This is a genomic window from Nonomuraea sp. NPDC048916 (assembly GCF_040649575.1).
Classification (GTDB): Bacteria; Actinomycetota; Actinomycetes; order Streptosporangiales; family Streptosporangiaceae; genus Nonomuraea.
The window spans coordinates 1-22,153 of sequence record NZ_JBEZFS010000057.1 but is presented as its reverse complement, the minus strand read 5'-3'; the positions used below and the strand labels follow the sequence as shown (position 1 = coordinate 22,153).

Here is a 22,153-nt window from a genome sequence, read left to right as displayed (position 1 = left end):
TTAACGGGCGGGTAGGGGATGGGCGCCCGCTACCTCAGGTTCCAGTCGGAGACTCCGCGCGAGACGATCACCTTCGAGAACATCGATCGGCCCGCGATGCGGATGAGCGGACCGTCGCCCTCGGAACCACCCGACACGTTGCGCTTGCCGAACATGGAGGCGCCCTCGTCGATCACCCGGGCGTTGTCGGGAACCCGGACGATCATCTTGCTGAACCGGGCGTCGGCCTCGATCGTGATCTCGCGGCCGGGCAGCACGGCCTCGGACAGGTCGACGATGAGCGCCCCGAAGGTCGCGGAGAGCTTGGTGTGCCGTGAGGCGACCCAGCGGCCCTTCCTGATCACCTTGCTGAACTTGGAGTCGATCGTCTGCTGCTCGACGACGCTCGGCACGTGTGACGCGGTGACCTCGGGTAGGTCTCTGGTGAGGGGGACGAGCTCGCCCACGGTCTTGGCCGTGTAGGCCGCGTCCAGGCGATCGGCGTGCTCGACGCTGGTGAGTCTTCCGGTGGCGAGCGCTTCGCCGAGCACCGCGGCCACGCGGTCGCGGTCGGCGTCAGAGGCGCGCAGAACGGGGTCGTCAGTCACAGTTAGCCAGTGTACGTCTCATCGAGATATGTCGCGAATGTTCAACCTCTGAGAAAACTTGGAGCCCAGGGGGAACCGTAGCCACCGCCCCCCGCGTCCCGATATAAGAGCCGTAGACGCGCAACAGGGCCGTGAGGTTTACACCTGATCGAACAAAAAAGATGGGAAAGGCCTAGTGATCTTGAACCAGGCAGGAACGCGACGCTTCCGGGCTTACACGTCCAAGCATCTCGACGATCTCCTGCGGCGGGCAGGGCTCGGTGACGAGGAGCGGCTGAAGGTCCGCGCCGTCGCCACCGTGCTGCCCTTCCGTACCAACGCCTACGTTGTGGACGAACTCATAGACTGGTCGGCCGCGCCCGACGATCCGATGTATCGCCTGGTCTTCCCTCAGGAGGACATGCTTCCCGCCGCCGACGTCGCCAGGCTGGCCGACCTGCTGAAGGCCGAGGCGCCCAACGCGGAGATACAGGCCGAGGCCAACCGGGTGCGCGCGCAGCTCAACCCGCATCCGGCCGGGCAGAAGGAGCTCAACGTGCCCCGCATCGGTGAGGAGCCGGTGCCGGGCATGCAGCACAAATATCCGGAGACCGTGCTGTTCTTCCCCAAGCAGGGGCAGACCTGTCACGCCTACTGCACCTACTGCTTCCGGTGGGCGCAGTTCGTCGGCGACGCCGACCTGAAGTTCGCCTCCGACGACATCGACCAGCTCGTCCGCTATCTTCACCAGCATCCCGAGGTCACCAGTGTGCTGATCACCGGCGGTGACGCCATGATCATGGGTGAGCCGGTGATCAGGCGTTACATCGAGCCGCTGCTCGGGGTCGAGCAACTCGAGTCGATCAGAATCGGCACCAAGGCGCTGGGCTACTGGCCGCAGCGCTTCACCACCGACCCCGACGCCGACGCCACGCTCGAACTCTTCGAGCAGGTCGTGCGATCGGGCAAGAACCTCGCCTTCATGGCCCACTTCACGCACCCGCGGGAGTTGGAGTCGACGCTGGTCGAGTCCGCGGTCAAGCGGATCCTCGGCAGCGGCGCGACGATCAGGACCCAGGCGCCGCTGATCAGGTCGATCAACGACGACGCGGCCCTGTGGTCGGGCATGTGGCGGCGGCAACTCAGGATGGGGATGATTCCCTACTACATGTTCGTCGAGCGAGACACCGGTCCACAGGACTACTTCGCGGTGCCGCTGGCCCGTGCGTACGAGATCTTCAGAGACGCCTTCTCGACGATCTCCGGGCTCTGCCGTACGGTACGCGGGCCGTCCATGTCGGCCACACCTGGGAAGGTGTGTGTCGACGGGGTCGCCGAGATCGGCGGCGAAAAGGTGTTCGTGCTCCACCTCATCCAGGCCCGTGACCCTTCACTGGTCGGCCGGCCGTTCTTCGCGCGCTACGACCCGTCGGCGGTCTGGCTGACGGATCTACGCCCGGCCTTCGCCGATCGTTTCCCGTTCGAGCCGATCGGTGACGCCGCTCTGCTGTCAGCCTGAGCGGTCAAGCGCATATCCCGCTACCTCAAAATCTGCGCCCTCCGGCCCGTGACACCGGTACTGACCGGACTCCGTCGACGGGCCGTCGGGGCGCTCATCCGAGTCGCGGGAAACGCCACTGGAAAATCCGAAATAGTCCCTCGCTATTTCGCGATTTGTCTGCCTGCTCTTCACCCCTTCCAAGATCCGTGATCGACCGACAAGCCTTTGCCATAAGGGTTTTACGGCGCCGCCACGGGTCTGGGCGGGGTGATACAACTGCGTCAGCAACTCAGCCGGGACGGCGCGCATCGTGTGGTGCCCACAGCATGCACGCCGCGGCATTCGGGGGTTATCGATTCGCGTGCCCATTGCATTTGGGAGCGATCGATCACGAGCCGGGAAGGCAATCATGAATCGAATGATCAAGGCGGCCGCGGCCGTCGCGGCATTCGGGCTGGCGGGCGTCATGGCCGCCACGCCCGCCCAGGCGCAGGAGCATCGCCTCGCCACCGAGTCCGCCGGCGACGGGTCGTCCGGCGGGTCGTCCGGCGGGTCGGGCGGAGTGCTGGGCGACCTGCTCGGTGGCCTCTTCGGCGGTGAGAAGGACACGACGGCCACCGGCGCGAGCAGGTCCGTGGCTCCAGGTGACACGCCTGGCGCGTACGTGCCGCGCGGGGTCGGCGGCCCGCGGTCGCCCCTGCCTCCCCTGTCGCCAGGGGAGACGAATTCGTCGGTGGCCGGCCTGCCCGTCGGCGCTCGGCTGCTGGGCGCGTTGCCCGGCCTCGGTGGCCTCGGCGGCCTCACCGCCCAGGTGCCGGGGGCGTCACGGGCGGCCCAGGGCCGGAGCCCGATGTCCTCCGTCGAGGCCCCGCTCCAGGGCGGCCAGGCGGTCGTGGACAGGGCTGGAGTGTTCTCGGTGGAGAGGCTGCTGGGCGGCACGCTGTACGGCGCCGTGCGGTCGTCCGGAACCCGGGCGCCGACCGCGTACGGCGGCACGTCGTACGGCACGTCGTATGGGCCGTCGGCCGAGCTGGTCCCGGTCGTGGGGCGGCTGATGCCGGCCGAGATGGCGCCGGTCGTCGAGACGCTGCCCGGCACGGCCCGGATCGCCACTCTCGACAGGTCGGCCCGCCTCTTCCAGAGCGTCGCGACGGCGCGTACCGGCGTCCGCGGCGAGCAGGTCACCTTGTTCGGCCGGACCGCCGAAGCGCGGACCGGCGCGGTCACGGGCTACTCCGGCCGCGGCTGACGTGGTCAAGGTGTCCGCCGGATCTCGCCGAAGGGCCGATCGGAAGGTGCGCGAGCGTCATAGGTGCCGACGTTCGGGCGACCTGCCGCGCGGCCACGAGGCGTGTCGGGCGAGCGCCGAGATCACCTGGGCGGTGCGTTCCCGAGCTCTCCGCACTGCCCTTGGAACTCACGTGAACGGTCGCCGGCGCCCCAGGTGCCGGGCGTCCGGGGGACCGGTCACGTAGGTTACGGGACCGTCGCGCGAGCGAGCGGTCTCATGACGGGCCCAGGTGGACGCGCCTGAGCCCCCGGTGTGTGCGTGCCGCGTCGCCACTGCAGGGCAGCGGCGCGGCACGGGACGCACCCCGCCGCCGGCCCCGCTCCTGGGGCCGGCCGGCTTCGTCATGCCGGTGTGGGCTGGGTTTGGGCGGGGGGACCCGTGCCTGGTGGGAGCTGGGCTCTCAGGCGGGGACGCCGCGCTGCCGGGCGTGGGGTGTCGCCATGCCGTCCAGGGTCTTGGGGACGGGCACTTGGGGACGGGTCTTGGGGACGGAGTGAGTCGTCCGTCAGAGAAGCCGGAGGCCGGTGCGGCGGCCGATCTGGGCCTGCAGTCTGGCCATCTGCCAGTGAAGCTCGATGAGTTGTTCGGTCAGCTGGATCTCGGGTATTTCTGACACGTCCTCGATGGCCAGGTGGTCGATCGCGGCCGAAAGCTCTCCCATCGCGCCCCCACTCCATCATTGCTCGTCTCGAACCAACGTTCGAATCATAGCGGAACGGGAGCCACGCCGTCAGGAATTCGTCACTCGCGTCGCTCGGGTGACCATGCCTGCGCCCGGGCGTGGCGGCAGGCGAGATCCCCAACGGGCCGCACGTCGGCGGCGGGAGTGGGGCGTGGCGAGGGGGCGGTCAGCCCTTGTTGTAGGCGGCGAGGACCTCTTTGGGCTCGCCGTCCAACTTGATCTTGCCCTTGTGCAGCCAGATGACACGGTTGCAGGTCTCCTCGATGACCCGGAGGTCGTGGGCGACGAGGAAGACGGTGCCGGCCGACTCGCGGATCTGGCGGATGCGTTGCTCGCTCTTCTTGCGGAACTCGCGGTCGCCGGTGGCCAGGGCCTCGTCGATGAGCAGCACGTCGTGGGTCTTGGCCGACGAGATGGCGAAGCGCAGGCGGGCGCCCATGCCGGAGGAGTAGGTGGACATCGGCAGCTGGACGAACTCGTCGATGCCGGAGAAGTCGACGATCTCCTGGTATTTCTCCCTGACCTCGGTGGGAGTCATGCCCATGGCGTAGCAGCCGAGCACGATGTTGCGCTCGCCGGTGAGCTCGCGCATGAGGGCGGCGTTGACGCCCAGCAGGGAGGGCTGCCCGTCGGTGTAGACGGCGCCGGCGTGCGGCGGCAGGAGGCCGGCGATCGCGCGCAGCAGCGTGGACTTGCCCGACCCGTTGCGGCCCACGATGCCGATGGCGTCGCCGTGGTAGGCCACGAAGGAGACGCCTTTGACGGCGTGGACCTCCTTCATCTGCGGGCGGCCCTGGCGCTTGAGGATGCGCGTGAGGGCGTTGACGGCGTTGCCCTTCTCGGCGTCGGAGGCCGCGCCGTAGACCCGGTAGACGATGTGCAGGTCGTCGACGATGACCGTGGGAGTGCCTGTGGGAACGTCAAGGGGGCGCTTGCCGGCCGGGGCCGGGTTGGGGTGCACCCTCACGTCCTTTTTCGGGACGGCGGGCTCCTCGCCCTTCACCTGTGATAGCTCCTCGGTCAGCTCAGCCACGCCCGTACCTCTCCTCGGCACGCCAGAAGTACCAGAAGCCGAAGCCGAGTGCGAACACCGCCCAGAATACGCAACTTATCCACACCAACCCCGGCGGGTTGTGCCCCCGGATGAGGATGTCACGCATGAACTCGATGTAGGAGGCCGCTGGGTTGAGGTAATACATGGTGTCGGCCACCCACTGCGGCAGGCCGGCGCTGCCGACGACCTTCTCCTGGATCGAGAAGAACACGCCCGAGGCGTAGAGCCAGGTGCGGGTGATGAACGGCAGGAGCTGGTTGAGGTCGCGCATCGAGGAGCCGAGCCGCGCCATCACCAGCCCCGCGCCGATGTTGAACATGGTCTGCAGCAGGAGCACGACGGGGATCATCAGCCAGAACCACGTCGGAAGCTCGCCGGTCACGATCACGATCAGGAACAGCACGCCCATGGAGATGGCCAGCTGTTGCAGCTCCTGGATCGTGTAGGCGAGGGGGAGCGAGGCCCGCGGGAAGTGGAGCGCCCGGATCAGCGACAGGTTGCCGGAGATCGACTTGGCGCCGGCGGCGACCGACCGCTGGGTGTAGGTGAAGACGAATATCCCGGTCAGCAGGAACGCGGGGTAGTTTTCGATGTTGCCCTTGCCGCCGAGGACGATGCCGAACATCACGTAGTAGATGGCGGCGTTGAGCAGGGGGGTCAGGATCTGCCAGACCTGACCGAGCGCCGAGCTGGAATACTTCGAGACGTTGCGCGAGGTGGCGTACGTGAGGATGAAGTGACGCCGCTCCCAGAGCTGGCGCACGTATACCGGGAACCTCGGCCGCGCGATGGCACGGCGAAGCCCGTATCTCTCGGCGAGCTTGGCCAGCGGCTCCTGCCCGCTCCGGCCGCCCGCCTGGGCGTCCGCGACAGCGGATTCCGGCTGACTCATGGCTAGGACTCTATTGGATCCGACTCGGTGGGGTGCCTGCCGCGGGGGTTCGCGGCCGACAGTTGGACGGGGCCCTGGAGCGCGTGGTTCCAAGGCGCCGTCAAGACTTGGACAACGGTAGCCCAGCCACCCCGCTAATGAGAGGCAAGGCGCGAGCACTCTCCGCTAGAAGGTATTTTTGCTCGTGGTTCACGTCCGGGCTGTGCCCTCCTGACGGTTTTGTGAAACTACGGACCGTTTGCGGCTAATGACTGTGACGTTGGATAGACGCACGTGTGACCGAACTGCAACGCGCCAGAGACTCCCTGGTGGCACGTAGTGAGGGATAGTCGCGATCGACTGGCAGGGCGTCGGCTGGTTTGACCATGTCAGCCAAACTCGAGGGGCTTACAAGGAAACCCCCCGTCAGGCTGCTCACGATCATTGCAGCTCAGCGCTAACGCCCACCTGTAGAGGGAGGAATCTTTTTACCATGCGTGTTACTAAGGGCGCACAGATCGTCGCCGGTACCGCGCTGCTGGCCATCGCGGTAGCCGCGTGTGGCGGCGGCGCTTCGACCGGAGACACCGGGACCAGCGCTGACACGCCGGTCCGGATGGAGCTCGGCGAGCCGCAGAACCTGCTGGTCCCCTCGAACACCACCGAGTCCGAGGGCTCAGAGGTCCTCGCCGCGGTGTTCGAGCCGCTGGTGAACTACGACGAGAACAAGGAAGTCGTCGAGGCCGCTGCCGAGTCCATCACCACCGAGGACAACAAGGTCTGGACGATCAAGCTCAAGCCAGGCTACACCTGGCACAACGGTGAGCCCCTGATCGCGCAGAACTACGCAGACGCCTGGAACTACGCGGCCAACCAGGACAACGCGCAGGGCGGCGGTTACTTCTTCGGCCGAGTCGAGGGTTACGCCGACCTCAACCCGGGCGAGGGCAAGCAGGTCACCACCAAGGAGATGACGGGCCTCAAGGCGGTCGACGACACGACCCTCCAGGTCACTCTCACGGCTCCGTTCTCCCAGTTCAGGACCATGCTGGGTTACACGGCGTTCTACCCGCTGCCCAAGGCCGCCTTCGGCGCCGACGGCAAGGTGACCAACGAGTACGGCGAGAAGCCGATCGGGCAGGGCCTGTTCAAGGTCGACAAGCCGTACAAGAAGGGCACCGACCAGACCATCGACCTGTCGGTGTACGACAAGTACCCGGCCAAGAAGCCCAACGGCTGGACGAAGCTCCAGTTCAAGCTCTACAACAGCTCGGAGACGGCGTACAACGACCTCCAGGGCGACAACGTCGACATCCAGGACCAGCTGCCCGCGTCGGCGATCGCCAGCGCCAAGACGGCGCTCGGTGACCGGTACACGGACCAGCCCGACGCCGGCATCGGCTACATCGGCTTCCCGCTGCAGTACAACGACGAGTACAAGGACGTCAAGATGCGCGAGGCCATCTCGATGGCCATCGACCGGAAGACGATCGCCGAGACGGTCTTCGCCGGCACCCGCGCACCCGCCGACGACTTCATCAACCCGGCCATCGCGGGCTACCGCCAGGGCGCCTGCGCCGCCTGCACGTACGACCCGGGCAAGGCCAAGGAGCAGTACGCCGCGGCCAAGGGGCCGGCCAAGCTGGAGCTCGGCTACAACGCCGACGGTGGCCACAAGGAATGGATCGAGGCCGTCGCCAACAACCTCCGCGCCAACCTCGGCGTCGAGGTGACGGTCAAGCCGTTCGAGAAGTTCGCCAACATCCTGGACGACCTCGACGCCAAGAAGTACAAGGGCATGTTCCGCATGGGGTGGGCCATCGACTACCCCTCGCCCGAAAACTACCTGACGCCGATCTTCTCCACGGGCGCGATCACCACCGGCTCCAACTACGCCGGCTACTCCAACAAGGAGTTCGACGAGACGGTCGCCAAGGGTGACCAGGCGGCGACCCCTGAGGAAGGGCTCAAGCTCTACCAGCAGGCGGACGACATCCTGATCAAGGACCTTCCGTACATCCCGGTGTACTTCTACCGGAACAACTCCGGCTACTCCACCAAGGTCAAGAACGTCAAGATCAACCTGCTCAACCAGGTTGAATGGGCTGACGTCGAGAAGGCCTGACGTAGTTTCCGGGGGTGGGCGGCACCGTCGCCCACCCCTTGAGAGCCCGCCGTGAAGGCAGTCGCTTGGGCCGTGCACCCCCAGGTCCCCAGGGGCTGCCTTCTGGCATGTACGGGAGGCTTGTATGGGCCGTTACATCATTCGGCGCCTGATCCAGGCGATACCAGTCCTGCTGGGCGCCACCCTGTTCATCTTCGCCATCGTGTTCGCGCTACCCGGAGACCCCGTCGCGGCACTGGCCGGTGAGAAGCGGCAGGATCCCGCGATCGTCGCGATCATCCGCGACCAGTATCACCTCAACGATCCGCTGCTCCTGCAGTATTGGTACTACATCAGCGGCATCCTGTTCCGCGGCGACCTCGGCAAGACGTTCGCCGGTGTCCCCGTCTCCCAGTTGCTGGCGGGCAAGCTCCAGGTCACACTGAACCTGGCACTCGTCGCGCTGGTCATGGAGGCGGTCATCGGTGTCCTGCTGGGCCTGTGGGCGGCGCTGCGGCGCGGCCGGGCCACCGACACCGCGATCCTGGCCTCGACGCTGCTGCTCATCTCGGTCCCGACGCTGGTCACCGGCTTCGTCCTGCAGCTGTGGCTGGGAGTCTGGCTGAAGCAGCTCACCGGCACCGAGATCTTCCCGATCGCGGGAGCCAGCCAGGGCCTCAAGTCCTACCTGCTGCCTGGTTTCGTGCTGGCGGGCACATCGATCGCCTATCTCACCCGGCTCACGCGAACAAGCCTGGTGGAGACGCTGAGATCCGACTACATCCGCACAGCCACGGCCAAGGGCCTGTCCAGACGGAGGGTCATCGGCAGGCACGGGTTGCGCAACGCGTTGATCCCGCTGGTCACCTATCTGGGAGCCGACCTGGGCGCCCTCATGGGAGGGGCGGTGATCACAGAGACGATCTTCAACCTGCCGGGCATCGGCCTCCAGCTCTATCAAGGCGTTTACCTGCGCGAGCAACCGATCGTCGTAGGCATCGTGACAATCCTGGTGTTGGTGTACATCGTGGCGAACCTGATCGTCGACATGCTGTACGCCGTGCTCGACCCGAGGATCCGCTATGAGTGACACCCCACAGGTCGAACCTGTGCCCCAGGACACAAGGACACTGACCACGGACAAGGTCGCGACGACCCCGCCGCCGGTGAAGCGTCCCAAAGAGGCGAAGCCGGCCAGCCTGTGGGGCGACGCCTGGCACGACCTGCGCCGCAGGCCGATGTTCATCATCTCGCTGGTGCTCATCGCGGTCCTGCTGGTCATGTCGTTCTGGCCATCGCTGTTCACCTCGATCGACCCGTTCTCGGCGAGGACGTGCGAGCTCGCCACCGCCCGGCAGGGGCCCAGCGTGGGTCACCTCTTCGGCCGTGACAACCAGGGCTGCGACGTCTACGCCAGGACGATCTACGGCGCCCGCAACTCGATCGTGATCGGTGTCACCACGACGCTCATCACCGCCATCGTGGGCGGCCTGCTCGGTCTCATCGCGGGCACCCGTGGCGGCATGGTCGACACGGTCACCTCGCGGATCACCGAGATCTTCTTCGCCATTCCCTCCATCCTGGGCGCGCTGCTCATCACGGCCACCTTCCGGGACAAGGACCTCGGCATCTGGATCGTGGTGATCGCGCTGTCGATCCTGGCCTGGCCGATGACGTTCCGCATCATGAGAGCCGCGGTCATCACGGCGAGAAGCCAGGACTTCGTGACCGCGGCGCGTGCTCTGGGAGCCGGTCAGGGCCGCATCATGTTCCGGCACCTGTTGCCGAACGCGCTCGCTCCGGTGATCGTCATCGCCACGATCAACCTCGGTGGCTTCATCGCGGCCGAGGCGGCGTTGTCCTTCCTGGGGGTCGGTGTCCAGTCGCCCGACATCTCCTGGGGACTGATGATCGCCGATGCCCGCAACCGGTTCCTCGAGGCGCCGCTGCCGCTGGTGTTCCCCGCGGTGTTCCTGAGCATCACCGTGCTCGCGTTCATCATGCTGGGCGACGCCGTCCGCGACGCGCTCGACCCGAAGCTCAGGTAGGAGGGGGGATCAGATGAAGAAGACGTCACTGGACGTGTTGCCGGCCGAGGGAGGGCTGGGCACCGAGCCGCTGCTGGCCGTGGACGACCTGCACGTGGAGTTCGGCACGCGGGCGGGCATTGTGCGGGCCGTCAACGGGGTGAGCTACACGCTCGACCCCGGTGAGACCCTCGCGGTGCTGGGCGAGTCGGGATCCGGCAAGTCCGTGACCGCTCAGGCGATCATGGGCATCCTGGACGTGCCGCCCGCTCGGATCCCCAAGGGGGAGATCCGGTTCCGCGGCACCGACCTGCTCAAGCTGTCCGAGGAGGCGCGCACCCAGGTGCGTGGCCAGCGGATCGCGATGATCTTCCAGGACGCGCTTTCCGCGCTCAACCCGGTGTTCACCGTGGGCTGGCAGATCGCCGAGATGTTCCGGGTGCACCGCGGCATGTCCAAGCGCGAGGGCGTGAAGAAGGCCGTCGAGCTGATGGACCGGGTCCGCATCCCGGCCGCCAGGCAGCGGGTCAACGACTACCCGCACCAGTTCTCCGGGGGCATGCGCCAGCGCATCATGATCGCCATGGCGATCGCGCTGGACCCCGAGGTGCTGATCGCCGACGAGCCGACCACCGCGCTCGACGTGACGGTGCAGGCCCAGATCATGGAGCTGCTCGCCGAGCTGCAGCGCGAGAGCAACATGGGCATGATCCTGATCACGCACGACCTCGGCGTGGTGGCCGACGTCGCCGACAAGATCGCGGTCATGTACGGCGGGCGCATCGTGGAGAACGCGTCCGTGCACGACATCTACAAATCGCCCGCCCACCCCTACACCAAGGGCCTGCTGGAGTCGATCCCCCGGGTCGACCTCAAGGGCCAGGACCTGTACGCGATCAAGGGCCTGCCGCCCAACCTGCTCGACATGCCGACCGGCTGCGCCTTCCACCCGCGGTGCCCCTACCGCCAGGACAACTGCGTGACCGACGTCCCCCCGCTCTACGAGATCAGCGGCACACGCAACAGCGCCTGCCACTACTGGAGGGAGGTCCTCGATGGCGACAACAGGTGAGCGCATCCTCGAGGTCCGCGATCTGGTCAAGCACTTCCCCCTGACCCAGGGCATCGTGATGAAGCGCTCGATCGGCGCGATCAAGGCGGTCGACGGCGTCTCGTTCGACCTCAACAGGGGCGAGACGCTGGGCATCGTGGGCGAGTCGGGCTGCGGCAAGTCCACGCTGGCCAAGGTCCTCATGGCGCTGGAACGGCCGACGTCGGGCTCGGTCAAGATCAAGGGCCGTGACATCGCCATGGCCAGGGGCTCCGAGCTCAAGCGGATGCGCCGCAACATCCAGATGGTGATGCAGGATCCCTACACCTCGCTGAACCCCCGGATGACCGTCGGCGACATCGTGGGCGAGCCGTACGACATCCACACCGAGGTCGCTCCCAAGGGTGACCGCCGGCGCAAGGTGCAGGAGCTGCTGGAGGTCGTGGGCCTCAACCCCGACCACATCAACCGCTATCCCCACCAGTTCTCCGGCGGCCAGCGCCAGCGCATCGGCATCGCCCGGGGCCTGGCGCTCCAGCCGGAGATCATCGTCTGCGACGAGCCGGTCTCCGCGCTCGACGTGTCGATCCAGGCGCAGGTCATCAACCTGCTGGAGCGGCTGCAGAACGAGTTCAACCTGGCGTACATCTTCATCGCCCACGACCTGTCGGTGGTGCGCCACATCTCCGACCGGGTCGCGGTGATGTACCTGGGCAAGGTGGTGGAGCTCGGCAAGGACGCCGAGATCTACGACCGGCCCGCTCACCCGTACACCCAGGCGCTGCTGTCGGCCGTCCCGGTCCCCGACCCCGAGGGGCGGGAGCAGCGCGAGCGGATCATCCTGCAGGGCGACCCGCCCTCGCCGGCCAACCCGCCGTCGGGCTGCCGCTTCCGCACCCGGTGCTGGAAGGCGCAGGAGATCTGCGCCACGGAGGAGCCGTTGCTGCAGATCAGGCCCGGCACCCAGCACGAGAGCGCGTGCCACTTCGCCGAGACGCACGACGTGGTCCACGTCGGCTAGCGAGTCGTCGGGAGGCCCTCCGCGCAGTCGCGCGGGGGGCCTTTGGGCCGCGGGCCGCGCACCTGGTGCCGATCAGGTGGGCGCCGTGCTCGTCGATGGTGAACCAGCCGTCGATCGCCGGCGTCATGGGCACGAGTGTCACACAAGCGCTTGCTAGGTAGAACGCCCGCCGTGCCGTCCCTGCCGGACGATCAGCCGTGCGGACATCCCCGCCGAGAGCAGCACCAGGCCGAGCACCACGGGCGTCCTGGACGGCGGCGTCCCGGCGGCCGGGCGGCGTGCGGCCCGGGCCGGCCTCGTGGGCGCGCCCGCCAGCAGGCCGGCCTGGCGCAGCGCGAGCAGCGCGTTGGCCACGCCGTGCCCGTAGGAGGAGTCGTGGCCGGTGGCGGGGCGCTTCGTGGTGCCCAGCTCGATCGCCCGGCGCACGAGGTGCGGCGGCAGCTCGGGATGCGCCGCCCTGATCAGCGCGGCGATGCCGGCCACCATGGCGGCGGCCGAGCTGGTGCCGTCGCCGGTCAGGTAGGAGTCGCGGCCGTCGGCGCTGGTGATGCCGGTGCCCGGCGCGACGACGCTGAGGTAGTCCTGGCGGTTGGAGAACCGGGTCACCCTGAGCCGCCTGTCGACCGCGCCCACCGCGATCACGCCGGGGTAGGCGGCGGGGAAGTTCTTCCTGTTGGTGGTGTCGCCGTCGTTGCCGGCGGAGGCTACCAGCACGGCTCCCCGGCTGATCGCGTAGCGCACGGCCCGCTGCTCGGCCGCCGACCCTCGCCAGGAGCCGCTGCCGCCGCCGAGGGACATGCTGATCACGGCGGCGCCGTGGTCGGCCGCGTAGCGGATGCCGCGGGCCAGCGCGTCGTGGCCGGCCGAGGGCCGCTTCTCGCGGAGCGGGTCGTCGAGCTCCAGCGTGACCCGGATCGACAGCACCCGCGCCGCGGGCGCCACGCCGATCACTCCCTGCCCGCCGTCGTGGCCGCGGCCGGCGATGAGGCCGGCCATGGCGGTGCCGTGGTGCCCTCTCCGGCCGTGCCCGTGGCTCGGGCCGGTCAGGTCAGGGCCGTGGACCACGGCTCCGGCGAGGTCGGGATGACGGCCGTTCACCCCGGTGTCGAGCACGGCGACCAGCACGCCCTGGCCCTTGCTCAGCCGCCAGGCCTGGTGCAGCCACAGCGCGGACAACTGCCATCGCTCGGTGGTGAGATCGCCACCCGCGCTCGGCGCCGCGCCGATCACCAGCAGGGTGGACAGGCAGGCCGTGACCAGCACGGCCCGGGACAGTTGGAACACGTCGACCTCGGGGGCAGGAGGGGGACGCCCGATCCCGGAGATTGTGGCACGTGCCCGCCGCGGCAATCCGAAGCTTCGGTAAACAGACCGATACGCGGTGTAATTTCCCTTTGATGGCTTTCGTGTCAGAGTGATGGTGCAATACGGACATGTGCGCCAGGCGGCAGGCCGAGGCGCTGCGCCGCGTCGCCCGAGTTGACCGCGAACGCGATCAGCCCGGCCGAGTCGGCGAAGGCCACCAGCTCGCCCGGCGGCACCGCCGCGAACGTCTCGCGGTAGGGCATCGACAGCTGTCGCCGCCCCAGCCGGACCCCGAGCATGGCGCCGACCCGCACGCCCAGCGTCTCCAGGTCCCCGGCGGTGATCGACAGCTGCGTGTTGCCGTAGCGGTCGACCGAGACCACCTCGCCCTCGACCGCCCCCTCGCGCAGCACCGAGGTCGGCTCGGGCAGCGAGACCAGCCTGGACGCCGGCAGCTCCGGGCCGAGATCGGCCGGTTTGAGCCCGACGCACAACCGCGCGGCGACCGGAGAGTAGACGTCGCGCCCGTGGAACGTGGGCGAGACGGGCCGCAGGAAGTGCTCCTCGTTGCTGATCTCGTACGCCGCCCGCACCCCGCCGCTGGCGTGGACGGCCCACGACAGCAGCCCGTTGTCGGGGCCGATGAACACCCGCCCGCCCGCCTCGACGGCGACCGCCCGCCGCGCCCCGCCCGCCCCGGGATCGACCGCGCCGATGTGCACGCCCCTGGGAAGGTAGGGGATGGTCTGCGCGAGGATCGCGGCGCCTCGTCGTACATCGCCCGAGGGGACGACGTGGCACACGTCGATCACCCGGACGGTGGGAGCGATGCCCGCGATCACGCCATGACATGCGGCGACATAGCCGTCTTCGAGCCCGTAGTCGGTGAGAAGTGTGATGACAGAGGTCACACTTGGTGACTGTACGTCTCGCGATCCACCATGAACAGCCAGTCTCGGCACATTACGATGGCGGCGGGCCGCATGTGTGTGACGTGATCGTCGCGCGCATCCTTTCGAGGAGGAACCATGGACACTGCACCGGCTAGCGGTGACAGTGCTGCCCACGACCCATCGCATCAGCCCCTCACCCAACGCGATCTCGAGCTCCTCGCCTTCGAACGCCAATGGTGGCGTTACGCGGGCGCGAAGGAGCAGGCCATCAGGGAGACCTTCGGGTTCTCCGCCACTCGCTACTACCAGCTGCTGGGCGAATTGATCGACAAGCCGGAGGCCTTGGAACAGGATCCGATGCTGGTCAAGCGGCTACGCAGGTTGCGCGCCACCCGCCAGCGCGACCGCGCCGCGAGGCGCTTCGGCATGCGTCCCTGATCGGCTGGGTACCCCAGCCGCGTGAGGAACATCCCTGGAATTCAAGCGATCTTGAGAGATCCGGCCGGCGCCGTGATCGGGCTCGACTTCGACGGAACCCTGTCGCCGATCGTGCCCGATCCCGCCTCCGCCGCGATCCATCCCGAAGCCCCCGGTGTCCTGGCCGCGCTGGGCGAGCACGTGGGAGCGGTGGCCATCCTGACCGGCAGGCCCGTGACCACCGTGCTGGACCTCGGACCGGGTCTGGCCGACGTGCCCGGCCTGGTCGTGCTGGGCCACTACGGGTTCGAGCGGTGGGAAGGGGGTAAGATCTCCGCGCCGCCGCCCCCGCCCGGAGTGCCCCGGGTCAAGGCCGAACTCCCGCTGCTGCTCGACTCGCTCGGCCTGGCCGGCGTGGTGATCGAGGACAAGGACCGGGCCGTGGCCGTGCACACCAGGCGCGCCCCCGACCCCGAAGGCGCGCTGGCCGCGCTGCGTGAGCCGCTGGCCAAGCTCGCCGAGAAACACGGGCTCGTCGTCGAGCCCGGCCGGTTCGTGCTGGAGCTCAGGCCGCCGGGCATGGACAAGGGGCACGCGCTCGCCCTGTTCCTGGCCGAACGCGACGCCCGGTCCGTCATGTTCGTCGGCGACGACCTCGGTGACCTGGCCGCCTTCGACGCGGTCAAGGCGTCGGAGCTGCCCGGGGTGACCGTGTGCAGCGGCTCGGCGGAGGTGACCGCGCTGGCCGACCGCGCCGACATCGTGGTGGACGGGCCCGACGGGGTCGTGGCACTGCTCGGGGAGCTGGCCGCGGCCGTCAGCCGTTCTTGATCCGCCTGCAAGTGCCCCGCACTACGGTCGCGGCATGACGAAGACCACCCTCACCGCCGCGGCGCTGGCCGCGGCGGCCGTCCTCGTGGCGCCCTCCGCCGCCGCCTCCGCCGCCTCCGCCTCCGCCTCGACCTCCGCCACCCGGCCGCTCGACCTGCGCAACGGCCTCACGCTCAACCTGCCGTCCGGCTGGAAGGTGTACGGCAAGGGCGACTGGATCTACGTCGTCACCGGCGCCTGCGCCAACCCCCGAGGCGGATACCGCCAACCCGAATGCGACAGTTTCTCCATCCTGGGCCCCAAGGCCATCAAGATCGGTCAGGAGGTGTTCAACCCCTACACCGCCAAGCAGCCCTTCTACCCGGCGACCGACGTGCAGCCATGCCCGCACAACCGCAAGTGGGGACAGGTGCTCGGCGGCGCGGCGGTGAAGGGCCTGCGCCAGGTCGGCCCCGGTCACAAGGCGCACTACCGCGAGTGGAAGGCGAGATGCATCTCCTACTCCAACGGCACGGTGAAGTCGAGGTACGTCCAGCGCGAGTGGTACCTGCCGCAGAGCAAGATCCTCATCGTCGACCAGTGGAACACCCCGGGCCTGCCCGGCGTGCTCAAGCGCGCGGTCTGGCGGTGATCACGCCGCCGATCGCCAGGCCGATGATCACCGGCACCAGCAGGAACGCGTGGCGGGTGCCGAATCCGTCGGCCAGAGCGCCGAGCACCAGCGGGCCGACGGCCATCGCGGCCCCGGAGCAGATGGGCGCGACGGCCGAGGCCCGGTCGGGATGGCCGCCCGAGTGGGTGATCAGCTCGGTCAGGGCCAGCGGGAAGTGCAGCGCGACGCCGAGCCCGGTGATCAACAGCCCGGCGTAGCCGAGCAGCGGCGCCGAGCTCAGCCAGAAGATCAGCCAGCCGGCCCCGGTCAGCAGTAGCGCCCCGACGAACAACCGGTCGGGCGGCAACCGCAGGGCCAGCCGCCCGCCGGTGAACCGTCCCGCCGCCATGCCCGCGGTGAACGCCGTCAGACCGGTGGCCGCCGCCGCCGCGCTCAGCCCGGTGTTGCCCGCGAACAGGGAGGCGGCCCACAGGTTGAAGCAGAACTCCAGCGCCACGCAGCAGAACAGCACCCCGCCGGCCACGTAGAAGCGCCAGCCGGGACGTGGGTGGCCCGACGTGGCGACGGCCGCCTCCGGCCGGCGCTCCGCGGGGATCCAGACCCGGCCCATGACCAGCGCCAGCGCCACGGTCAGCAGCGGGGTGAGCAGCAGCGTGGCCCGCCAGCCGAGCGCCGTCTGCGCCACCAGGCTGAGCAGGAGCGACATCGCGATGCCGAACACGACGGCGACCCCGTTGGCCTCGCTGATCGCGGCCGGCCCGGCGGCGCCGTGGTGGTCGCTCAACGCCGCCATCGAGGCGTAGAGCGCGGCCGAGCCGAACGCCCCGGCCAGGCCGTAGCCGAGCAGGGTGGCGGGCAGGGCGGGGACGAGCATGACGAGGACGACGCCCGCGTTCATGCCGGCCAGGCCGCCCCAGGTGATGGCTCGCCTGCCGTACCCGCGGTAGAGGACGGGCAGGAAGAGCCCGGCCAGGATGGTGCCCGCGGCCATGGCGGTGCCGTGCAGCCCGGCGACGGCGTTGGACACCTGCTGGTCCTGGCGCAGCAGGGGCAGGGCGGCGCTCAGGCCGTAGAGGAATGTCGCGAATGTGCCGAGCTGGAGGTAGATCAGCCAGGTGGGGGCGTCTCGAATGAGCCGGATGCGTCCCGCGGCCGTCGACATCCAGGCTGCTCCCGTCGGAATAAGGGGTAATTATCCCAGATCGTAGTTGAGGGCATCGAGCTGGGCCGCCAGCCACTTCTGCGGGGGCAGCGCGGTGCCGGCGGCGGCCAGCTTGTCACGGCGGCGCCCGCGCTCCTCCGCCGGCATGACCAGCGCCTCGTACAGCGCGTCGGCCGTGCCGCTGACGTCGTAGGGGTTGACCAGCAGCGCGTCGTCGCCCAGCTCGGCCGCCGCGCCCGCCTCGCGGGACAGCACCAGCGCGCAGGTGGGGGACAGGATCGGGCCCTCCTTGGCGACCAGGTTCATGCCGTCGCGGATCGGGTTGACCAGCAGGACGTCGGCCATCCGGTAGGCGGCCAGCGAGCGCGGGTAGTCGTCGTCGACGTTGAGGATGAGCGGGTCCCAGTTCTCGGTGGCGTACTCGTCCTCGATCTCCTGGGCGCAGCGCAGCACCGACGCGGTGTATTCGCGGTATTCGGGCAGGTCGTGCCTGCTCGGGTAGGCGAACGCCAGGTGCACCACCCGGCCGTGCCATTCCGGATGCGCGGCGAGGAACTCACGGTAGGCGAGCAGGCCGCGCACGATGTTCTTGGACAGCTCGGTGCGGTCGATGCGGACGATCAGCCTGCGGTCGCCGACCTGCTCACGCAGTGCCGCCATGTGCGACTCGACGTCGGGCTCGCCGGCCCGCTCGCGCAGCGCCGCGCCGTCGACGCCCAGCGAGTGCACGCCGATGCGGGTGGTGCGGCCCTCGTGCGTGATCGTCCGGGCGGCCCGGTCGATCTCCGCGCCCAGCAGGAACTGGCAGCAGTCGATGAACGCGCCCGCCCAGCGCTCGGTGAGGAACCCCGCGTGGTCGGCCCCCAGGATGCCCTCCAGCACCTCGCGGGCGACGTCGTCGGGCAGCAGCGAGAAGTATTCGGGCGGCGCCCAGGGGGTGTGGCTGAAGTGGGCGATGCGCAGGTCGGGCCGCTCGGCGCGGAGCATCGCCGGGGTCAGGGTCAGGTGGTAGTCCTGAACCATCACGCGGGCCTCGTGGCCGGCCTCCTCGGCCAGCGCCAGCGCGAACGCGCCGTTGTAGTCGCGGTAGGACTCCCACTCGCGCTGGAACCGGGTGCCGAACCGGGGGGAGTTGGGGATGTCGTAGAGCAGGTGGTTGACGAACCAGAGGGTGGAGTTGGCCACGGCGTTGTAGGCGCGGTGGAACGTGGCGGGCGGGATGTCGAGCATCCGCAGCGCGCCCGTGTCATAGCCGGCCTGGTCGAGGCGGCCGCCCGGCGCCTGTCGCACGGCGCTGCGGTCGCCATCGGTCAGGGCGGCGCATACCCACAGCACTCCGACTTCTTTGGTCACTCCGGACAGTCCGGACACCAGGCCGCCGCCACCACGTTTCATGGTCAGAACGCCGCCTTCGGAGACGGTGAACGAGACGGGGCCTCGGTTCGAGGCAACCAGGACGCTGTTCATTTAAGCTCCCTCCGACCATAGGATCCCAGCTATGGCGCTTGATGAGCTAACCGAGGACCTGGCCCGCTCCGCCGCTGCCGGAGATCATCGCGCACTCGGCGAGCTCCTGCGCCGGATCGAGCCCGATGTGATGCGCCACTGCGCCCGGATCCTGCCCTACCGCCAGGACGCCGAGGAGGCGTCGCAGGACACTCTGCTCGCCGTGGCGCGCAACATCGGGCGCTTCGAGGGACGCGCGAGGTTCAGCACATGGCTGCACATCGTGACCGCCAACTGCGCGCGCACCACCTACCGGTCGCTCAAGCGCAGGGCGGCCGAGCAGAGCTCCGACGAGTTGCCCATGCAGAAGCCCGACGCGCGCCGGGTCAGCGTCATCGCCGGGTCGCGGCTCGACCTGCTCGACGCGATGGAGGCGCTGGAGGCCGACAAGCCCGATCTGGCCCAGGCGCTGGTGCTGCGCGACATCGTCCAGCTCGACTACAACGAGGTGGCCGAGCATCTCGGCATTCCGCTCGGCACCGCCAAGTCACGCATCCACCAGGCCCGCAAGTACGTCCAGGCGGCGCTCGGCGAAGACTACAGGTGAGACCGGCCGTCTCATCTCCTGAGACGGAGGGTCAGCTCGGCCGCCTGGCCAGGTAGAGTCCGTACCAACAACTGCATATTGCTCATCCAGAGGGGCGGAGGGACCGGCCCTGCGAAGCCCCGGCAACCCTCCCGGCTTTCGACTCGCGACCTGGCGAGGCCGACCGGGACAGGGTGCCAATTCCGGTCCGCGGTCAGGGTGGCCGCGGGCGAAGATGAGGGAAGGCCTCGCTTCATGTCGCTCGACTTTGGTCCCGCCAGCGCTCTCTCCTGCCGCGAGTGCGGCGCCCGCTACCCCCTCGGTCCCAGCTTCGCCTGTCCGGAGTGTTTCGGGCCGCTCGAAGCGGCCTACTCCTTCGGCGCCGTCTCCCGGGCCGGCATCGAGGCGGGCCCCGCCAACATCTGGCGCTACCGCTCGCTGCTCCCCGTCCCAGCCGACGTCGCCGAGAAGCCCAACATGAACCCGGGCTGGACCCCTCTCGTCAAGGCCGGCAACCTCGGCCGCGCGCTCGGCATCAAGTCGCTGTACGTCAAGGACGACTCGGGCAATCCCACCCACTCCTTCAAGGACCGGGTGGTCGCCATCGCCGTCGAGGCGGCGCGCAACTTCGGCTTCCACACGCTGTCCTGCTCCTCCACGGGCAACCTGGCGGGCGCGGTGACGGCGGCCGCGGCCAGGGCCGGGCTCGACGCCTGCGTGTTCATCCCCGCGGGCCTGGAGCAGGCCAAGATCGCCATGGCCCGGGTGTTCGGCGGCAGACTGATCGGCATCGAGGGCAGCTACGACGAGGTCAACCGGTTCTGCTCGGAGCTGATCGGCGACCCGCTGGGCGACAAGTGGGGCTTCGTCAACGTCAATCTGCGGCCCTACTACGCCGAGGGCTCCAAGACGCTCGCGTACGAGATCGCCGAGCAGCTCGGCTGGCGGTTGCCCGAGCAGATCATCATCCCGGTGGCCTCCGGCTCCCAGCTCACGAAGATCGACAAGGGCTTCAAGGAGCTGGTCGCGCTCGGGCTGGTCGAGGATCGGCCGTACAAGATCTACGGCGCCCAGGCGCTCGGCTGCTCGCCCGTGTCCGGCGCCTACAAGGCCGGTCATGACGTGGTGCAGCCGGTCAAGCCCGACACCATCGCCAAGTCGCTGGCCATCGGCAACCCCGCCGACGGCCCCTACGTGCTCGACATCGCCCGCCGCACGGGCGGCGCCGTGGAGGACGTCACGGACACCGAGATCGTCGCGGCGATCAGGCTGCTGGCCTCGACCGAGGGCATCTTCGCCGAGACGGCCGGGGGAGTGACCGTGGGCGTGCTGAAGAAGCTCGTCGAGACCGGGCAGCTCGACCCGGAGGCGGAGACCGTGGTGCTCAACACCGGCGACGGGCTGAAGACGCTCGACGCGATCGCCGACGGCGCCCGGCCCACGGCCGTGATCCGGCCCTCTCTCGACGCGTTCCGCGCGACTGTCTGACAATCAGGAAAGGCGAGGTTTATCATGAGCGTTTCTGTGCGAATTCCCACCATTCTGCGCACCTATACCGGAGGCGGCGCGGAAGTGAGTGGCGAAGGGGCGACTCTTCGTGACGTGCTGGCGAAGCTCGACTCTGACTATCCAGGGATCGGAGCGCGAATTCTGGATGAATCGGGCAAGATTCGTCGTTTCGTCAACGTTTACGTTGGGGAAGAGGATGTCCGTTTTGCCGATGGGCTCGACACGGCGACGCCCGAGGGTGCGCAGATCTCCATCATCCCGGCCGTCGCAGGCGGTTGACCTCTCGTCACGTTCGGAAGGCGCCCCGTTGCGGGCGCCTTCTGCTTTTCCAGGAAATTCAATATTGAACTACCTTGACACGTGATGAAATGCGTAGTTTGGTGCTTTGACTCTGTTGCCAAACGCCGTACCACAGGTATGGTCGAGGGCGATCGTCTGGCTGATTTCACCATAAGTCATGGCGATTGCGGGTCTCGCGGACGAATGGGCGGGATCCGCGAGCCCAGTAAGAGGAGTCGGAAGTGGCGCAGGGCACCGTCAAATGGTTCAACGCGGACAAGGGCTACGGCTTCATCGCGGTAGACGGTGGTAAGGATGTATTCGTCCATTACTCAGCCATCATGATGGACGGGTATCGCTCTCTCGAACAGGGCCAGCGGGTCGAGTTCGAGATCACGCAGGGCCAGAAGGGGCCGCAGGCGGAGTCGGTGCGCGCGGTCTGACAGGTAGCTGGTGTGCACGGCGGTTCGCGCGGCAGCGCAGTCCGCGCGTAACCCGCCACCCGCTTTTCGCCGAGATCGGTACGGCGGGTCCCGGTGGACCCGCCGTAGCGACTGACCTGCGTGGGAGTGGCTTCAGCTTGCACTCGACGGGGTAGAGTGCTAAACAATTCGTTGGCACTCTCTGTTCGTGAGTGCCAACACCTGGATCGGGACGATGGGGCCTGCCGAACGGAGATGCGGGCCCGAATGCGCAGCCCGCAACACGCGGGACTACGCATGATGCCGTCGCGGGCGTCGGCTCGGTCCTCTGCAAGCCACCCTGTATCTGGGAGGTCTAGCCTTATGGCAGCCAAGATGATCGCGTTTGACGAGGACGCCCGGCGCGGTCTCGAGCGCGGTATGAACCAGCTCGCCGACGCCGTCAAGGTGACCCTCGGCCCCAAGGGCCGCAACGTCGTGCTGGAGAAGAAGTGGGGCGCCCCCACGATCACCAACGACGGC

22 protein-coding genes and 1 riboswitch are annotated in these 22,153 nt (G+C 68.4%); of the genes, 14 read left to right on the top strand and 8 right to left on the bottom strand.

The window, feature by feature from the left end:
• Positions 1-29 precede the first annotated feature (29 nt).
• Positions 30-587: a DUF1707 domain-containing protein gene (locus AB0C16_RS37205; RefSeq protein WP_357690347.1), complete on the bottom strand. Its 558-nt coding sequence runs from the start codon at positions 585-587 to the stop codon at positions 30-32.
• 175 nt (positions 588-762) lie between these two features.
• Here AB0C16_RS37205 and AB0C16_RS37200 point away from each other — a divergent pair, with 175 nt between their 5' ends.
• Positions 763-2,085 carry a lysine 2,3-aminomutase gene (locus tag AB0C16_RS37200; RefSeq protein WP_357690345.1) on the top strand — a complete coding sequence of 441 codons (1,323 nt, stop codon included), beginning with the start codon at positions 763-765 and terminating at the stop codon, positions 2,083-2,085.
• A gap of 391 nt (positions 2,086-2,476) precedes the next feature.
• Positions 2,477-3,316 carry a hypothetical protein gene (locus tag AB0C16_RS37195; protein WP_357690343.1) on the top strand — a complete coding sequence of 280 codons (840 nt, stop codon included), beginning with the start codon at positions 2,477-2,479 and terminating at the stop codon, positions 3,314-3,316.
• Positions 3,317-3,863: 547 nt separating this feature from the next.
• Here AB0C16_RS37195 and AB0C16_RS37190 read toward each other — a convergent pair.
• From AB0C16_RS37190 to AB0C16_RS37180, 3 genes are all read right to left on the bottom strand, one after another.
• The gene (locus AB0C16_RS37190; RefSeq protein WP_357690341.1) at positions 3,864-4,019 is read right to left on the bottom strand and encodes a hypothetical protein; all 156 of its coding nucleotides are present in this window, start codon (positions 4,017-4,019) and stop codon (positions 3,864-3,866) included.
• A gap of 187 nt (positions 4,020-4,206) precedes the next feature.
• Positions 4,207-5,073, bottom strand: coding sequence for an ABC transporter ATP-binding protein (locus AB0C16_RS37185; RefSeq protein WP_357690339.1), 867 nt, complete (start codon positions 5,071-5,073; stop codon positions 4,207-4,209).
• On the bottom strand, positions 5,066-5,986 hold the full coding sequence (locus AB0C16_RS37180) for an ABC transporter permease (RefSeq protein WP_357690337.1): 921 nt from the start codon (positions 5,984-5,986) through the stop codon (positions 5,066-5,068). The genes AB0C16_RS37185 and AB0C16_RS37180 overlap by 8 nt, the downstream gene beginning before the upstream one ends.
• Positions 5,987-6,458: 472 nt before the next feature.
• Here AB0C16_RS37180 and AB0C16_RS37175 point away from each other — a divergent pair, with 472 nt between their 5' ends.
• From AB0C16_RS37175 to AB0C16_RS37155, 5 genes are all read left to right on the top strand, one after another.
• Positions 6,459-8,090, top strand: a complete 1,632-nt coding sequence (locus tag AB0C16_RS37175) for an ABC transporter substrate-binding protein (RefSeq protein ID WP_357690335.1) — start codon at positions 6,459-6,461, stop codon at positions 8,088-8,090.
• Between the two features lie 124 nt (positions 8,091-8,214).
• Positions 8,215-9,159, top strand: coding sequence for an ABC transporter permease (locus AB0C16_RS37170; RefSeq protein WP_357690333.1), 945 nt, complete (start codon positions 8,215-8,217; stop codon positions 9,157-9,159).
• A complete protein-coding gene (locus AB0C16_RS37165) occupies positions 9,152-10,117 on the top strand; it encodes an ABC transporter permease (protein WP_357690331.1) in 966 nt (321 codons plus the stop codon). Before AB0C16_RS37170 ends, AB0C16_RS37165 begins: the two co-directional genes overlap by 8 nt.
• Before the next feature lie 13 nt (positions 10,118-10,130).
• Positions 10,131-11,168, top strand: coding sequence for an ABC transporter ATP-binding protein (locus AB0C16_RS37160; RefSeq protein ID WP_357690329.1), 1,038 nt, complete (start codon positions 10,131-10,133; stop codon positions 11,166-11,168).
• Positions 11,152-12,168 (top strand): dipeptide ABC transporter ATP-binding protein, encoded by a 1,017-nt coding sequence (locus AB0C16_RS37155; protein WP_357690327.1) that lies wholly within the window; start codon positions 11,152-11,154, stop codon positions 12,166-12,168. Before AB0C16_RS37160 ends, AB0C16_RS37155 begins: the two co-directional genes overlap by 17 nt.
• 153 nt (positions 12,169-12,321) lie before the next feature.
• On the opposite strand, the gene AB0C16_RS37150 is transcribed toward AB0C16_RS37155, so the two are convergent.
• Entirely contained in the window at positions 12,322-13,452 is a 1,131-nt protein-coding gene (locus AB0C16_RS37150; RefSeq protein ID WP_357690325.1) for a S8 family serine peptidase, read from the bottom strand.
• Positions 13,453-13,577: 125 nt separating this feature from the next.
• A complete protein-coding gene (locus tag AB0C16_RS37145; protein WP_357690323.1) occupies positions 13,578-14,384 on the bottom strand; it encodes an SAM-dependent chlorinase/fluorinase in 807 nt (268 codons plus the stop codon).
• 117 nt (positions 14,385-14,501) lie between these two features.
• Here AB0C16_RS37145 and AB0C16_RS37140 point away from each other — a divergent pair, with 117 nt between their 5' ends.
• From AB0C16_RS37140 to AB0C16_RS37130, 3 genes are read left to right on the top strand one after another with little or no spacing between them, the layout of a single operon-like run.
• Positions 14,502-14,804, top strand: a complete 303-nt coding sequence (locus AB0C16_RS37140) for a DUF3263 domain-containing protein (RefSeq protein WP_357690321.1) — start codon at positions 14,502-14,504, stop codon at positions 14,802-14,804.
• 51 nt (positions 14,805-14,855) lie between these two features.
• Positions 14,856-15,614, top strand: coding sequence for a trehalose-phosphatase (gene otsB / locus AB0C16_RS37135; protein ID WP_357690319.1), 759 nt, complete (start codon positions 14,856-14,858; stop codon positions 15,612-15,614).
• 34 nt (positions 15,615-15,648) lie between these two features.
• Entirely contained in the window at positions 15,649-16,245 is a 597-nt protein-coding gene (locus AB0C16_RS37130) for a hypothetical protein (protein WP_357690317.1), read from the top strand.
• Here AB0C16_RS37130 and AB0C16_RS37125 read toward each other — a convergent pair.
• Together AB0C16_RS37125 and AB0C16_RS37120 are read right to left on the bottom strand one after the other, a co-directional pair.
• Positions 16,223-17,389: an MFS transporter gene (locus AB0C16_RS37125; protein ID WP_357690315.1), complete on the bottom strand. Its 1,167-nt coding sequence runs from the start codon at positions 17,387-17,389 to the stop codon at positions 16,223-16,225. The genes AB0C16_RS37130 and AB0C16_RS37125 overlap by 23 nt on opposite strands.
• A gap of 30 nt (positions 17,390-17,419) precedes the next feature.
• Positions 17,420-18,856, bottom strand: coding sequence for a trehalose-6-phosphate synthase (locus AB0C16_RS37120; protein ID WP_357690313.1), 1,437 nt, complete (start codon positions 18,854-18,856; stop codon positions 17,420-17,422).
• Positions 18,857-18,887: 31 nt separating this feature from the next.
• Here AB0C16_RS37120 and AB0C16_RS37115 point away from each other — a divergent pair, with 31 nt between their 5' ends.
• From AB0C16_RS37115 to AB0C16_RS37100, 4 genes are all read left to right on the top strand, one after another.
• Positions 18,888-19,442, top strand: a complete 555-nt coding sequence (locus AB0C16_RS37115; protein WP_357690311.1) for an RNA polymerase sigma factor — start codon at positions 18,888-18,890, stop codon at positions 19,440-19,442.
• 79 nt (positions 19,443-19,521) lie between these two features.
• Positions 19,522-19,663: riboswitch (SAM riboswitch) on the top strand.
• Between the two features lie 13 nt (positions 19,664-19,676).
• Positions 19,677-20,909, top strand: a complete 1,233-nt coding sequence (gene thrC, locus AB0C16_RS37110) for a threonine synthase (protein WP_357690309.1) — start codon at positions 19,677-19,679, stop codon at positions 20,907-20,909.
• Between the two features lie 24 nt (positions 20,910-20,933).
• Entirely contained in the window at positions 20,934-21,209 is a 276-nt protein-coding gene (locus AB0C16_RS37105) for a MoaD/ThiS family protein (RefSeq protein WP_357690307.1), read from the top strand.
• A 242-nt stretch (positions 21,210-21,451) separates the two neighbouring features.
• A complete protein-coding gene (locus tag AB0C16_RS37100) occupies positions 21,452-21,652 on the top strand; it encodes a cold-shock protein (protein WP_068927743.1) in 201 nt (66 codons plus the stop codon).
• Positions 21,653-22,153: the final 501 nt, after the last annotated feature.

What these genes read in the sequence shown, in the direction of transcription:
- AB0C16_RS37195 (WP_357690343.1), top strand. Translation starts at nt 2,477, where the DNA reads ATGAATCGAATGATCAAGGCGGCCGCGGCCGTCGCGGCATTCGGGCTG.
- AB0C16_RS37190 (WP_357690341.1), bottom strand. Translation starts at nt 4,019, where the DNA reads ATGGGAGAGCTTTCGGCCGCGATCGACCACCTGGCCATCGAGGACGTG.
- AB0C16_RS37180 (WP_357690337.1), bottom strand. Translation starts at nt 5,986, where the DNA reads ATGAGTCAGCCGGAATCCGCTGTCGCGGACGCCCAGGCGGGCGGCCGG.
- AB0C16_RS37175 (WP_357690335.1), top strand. Translation starts at nt 6,459, where the DNA reads ATGCGTGTTACTAAGGGCGCACAGATCGTCGCCGGTACCGCGCTGCTG.
- AB0C16_RS37170 (WP_357690333.1), top strand. Translation starts at nt 8,215, where the DNA reads ATGGGCCGTTACATCATTCGGCGCCTGATCCAGGCGATACCAGTCCTG.
- AB0C16_RS37165 (WP_357690331.1), top strand. Translation starts at nt 9,152, where the DNA reads ATGAGTGACACCCCACAGGTCGAACCTGTGCCCCAGGACACAAGGACA.
- AB0C16_RS37160 (WP_357690329.1), top strand. Translation starts at nt 10,131, where the DNA reads ATGAAGAAGACGTCACTGGACGTGTTGCCGGCCGAGGGAGGGCTGGGC.
- AB0C16_RS37155 (WP_357690327.1), top strand. Translation starts at nt 11,152, where the DNA reads ATGGCGACAACAGGTGAGCGCATCCTCGAGGTCCGCGATCTGGTCAAG.
- AB0C16_RS37140 (WP_357690321.1), top strand. Translation starts at nt 14,502, where the DNA reads ATGGACACTGCACCGGCTAGCGGTGACAGTGCTGCCCACGACCCATCG.
- AB0C16_RS37130 (WP_357690317.1), top strand. Translation starts at nt 15,649, where the DNA reads ATGACGAAGACCACCCTCACCGCCGCGGCGCTGGCCGCGGCGGCCGTC.
- AB0C16_RS37125 (WP_357690315.1), bottom strand. Translation starts at nt 17,389, where the DNA reads ATGTCGACGGCCGCGGGACGCATCCGGCTCATTCGAGACGCCCCCACC.
- AB0C16_RS37120 (WP_357690313.1), bottom strand. Translation starts at nt 18,856, where the DNA reads ATGAACAGCGTCCTGGTTGCCTCGAACCGAGGCCCCGTCTCGTTCACC.
- AB0C16_RS37115 (WP_357690311.1), top strand. Translation starts at nt 18,888, where the DNA reads ATGGCGCTTGATGAGCTAACCGAGGACCTGGCCCGCTCCGCCGCTGCC.
- thrC (WP_357690309.1), top strand. Translation starts at nt 19,677, where the DNA reads ATGTCGCTCGACTTTGGTCCCGCCAGCGCTCTCTCCTGCCGCGAGTGC.
- AB0C16_RS37105 (WP_357690307.1), top strand. Translation starts at nt 20,934, where the DNA reads ATGAGCGTTTCTGTGCGAATTCCCACCATTCTGCGCACCTATACCGGA.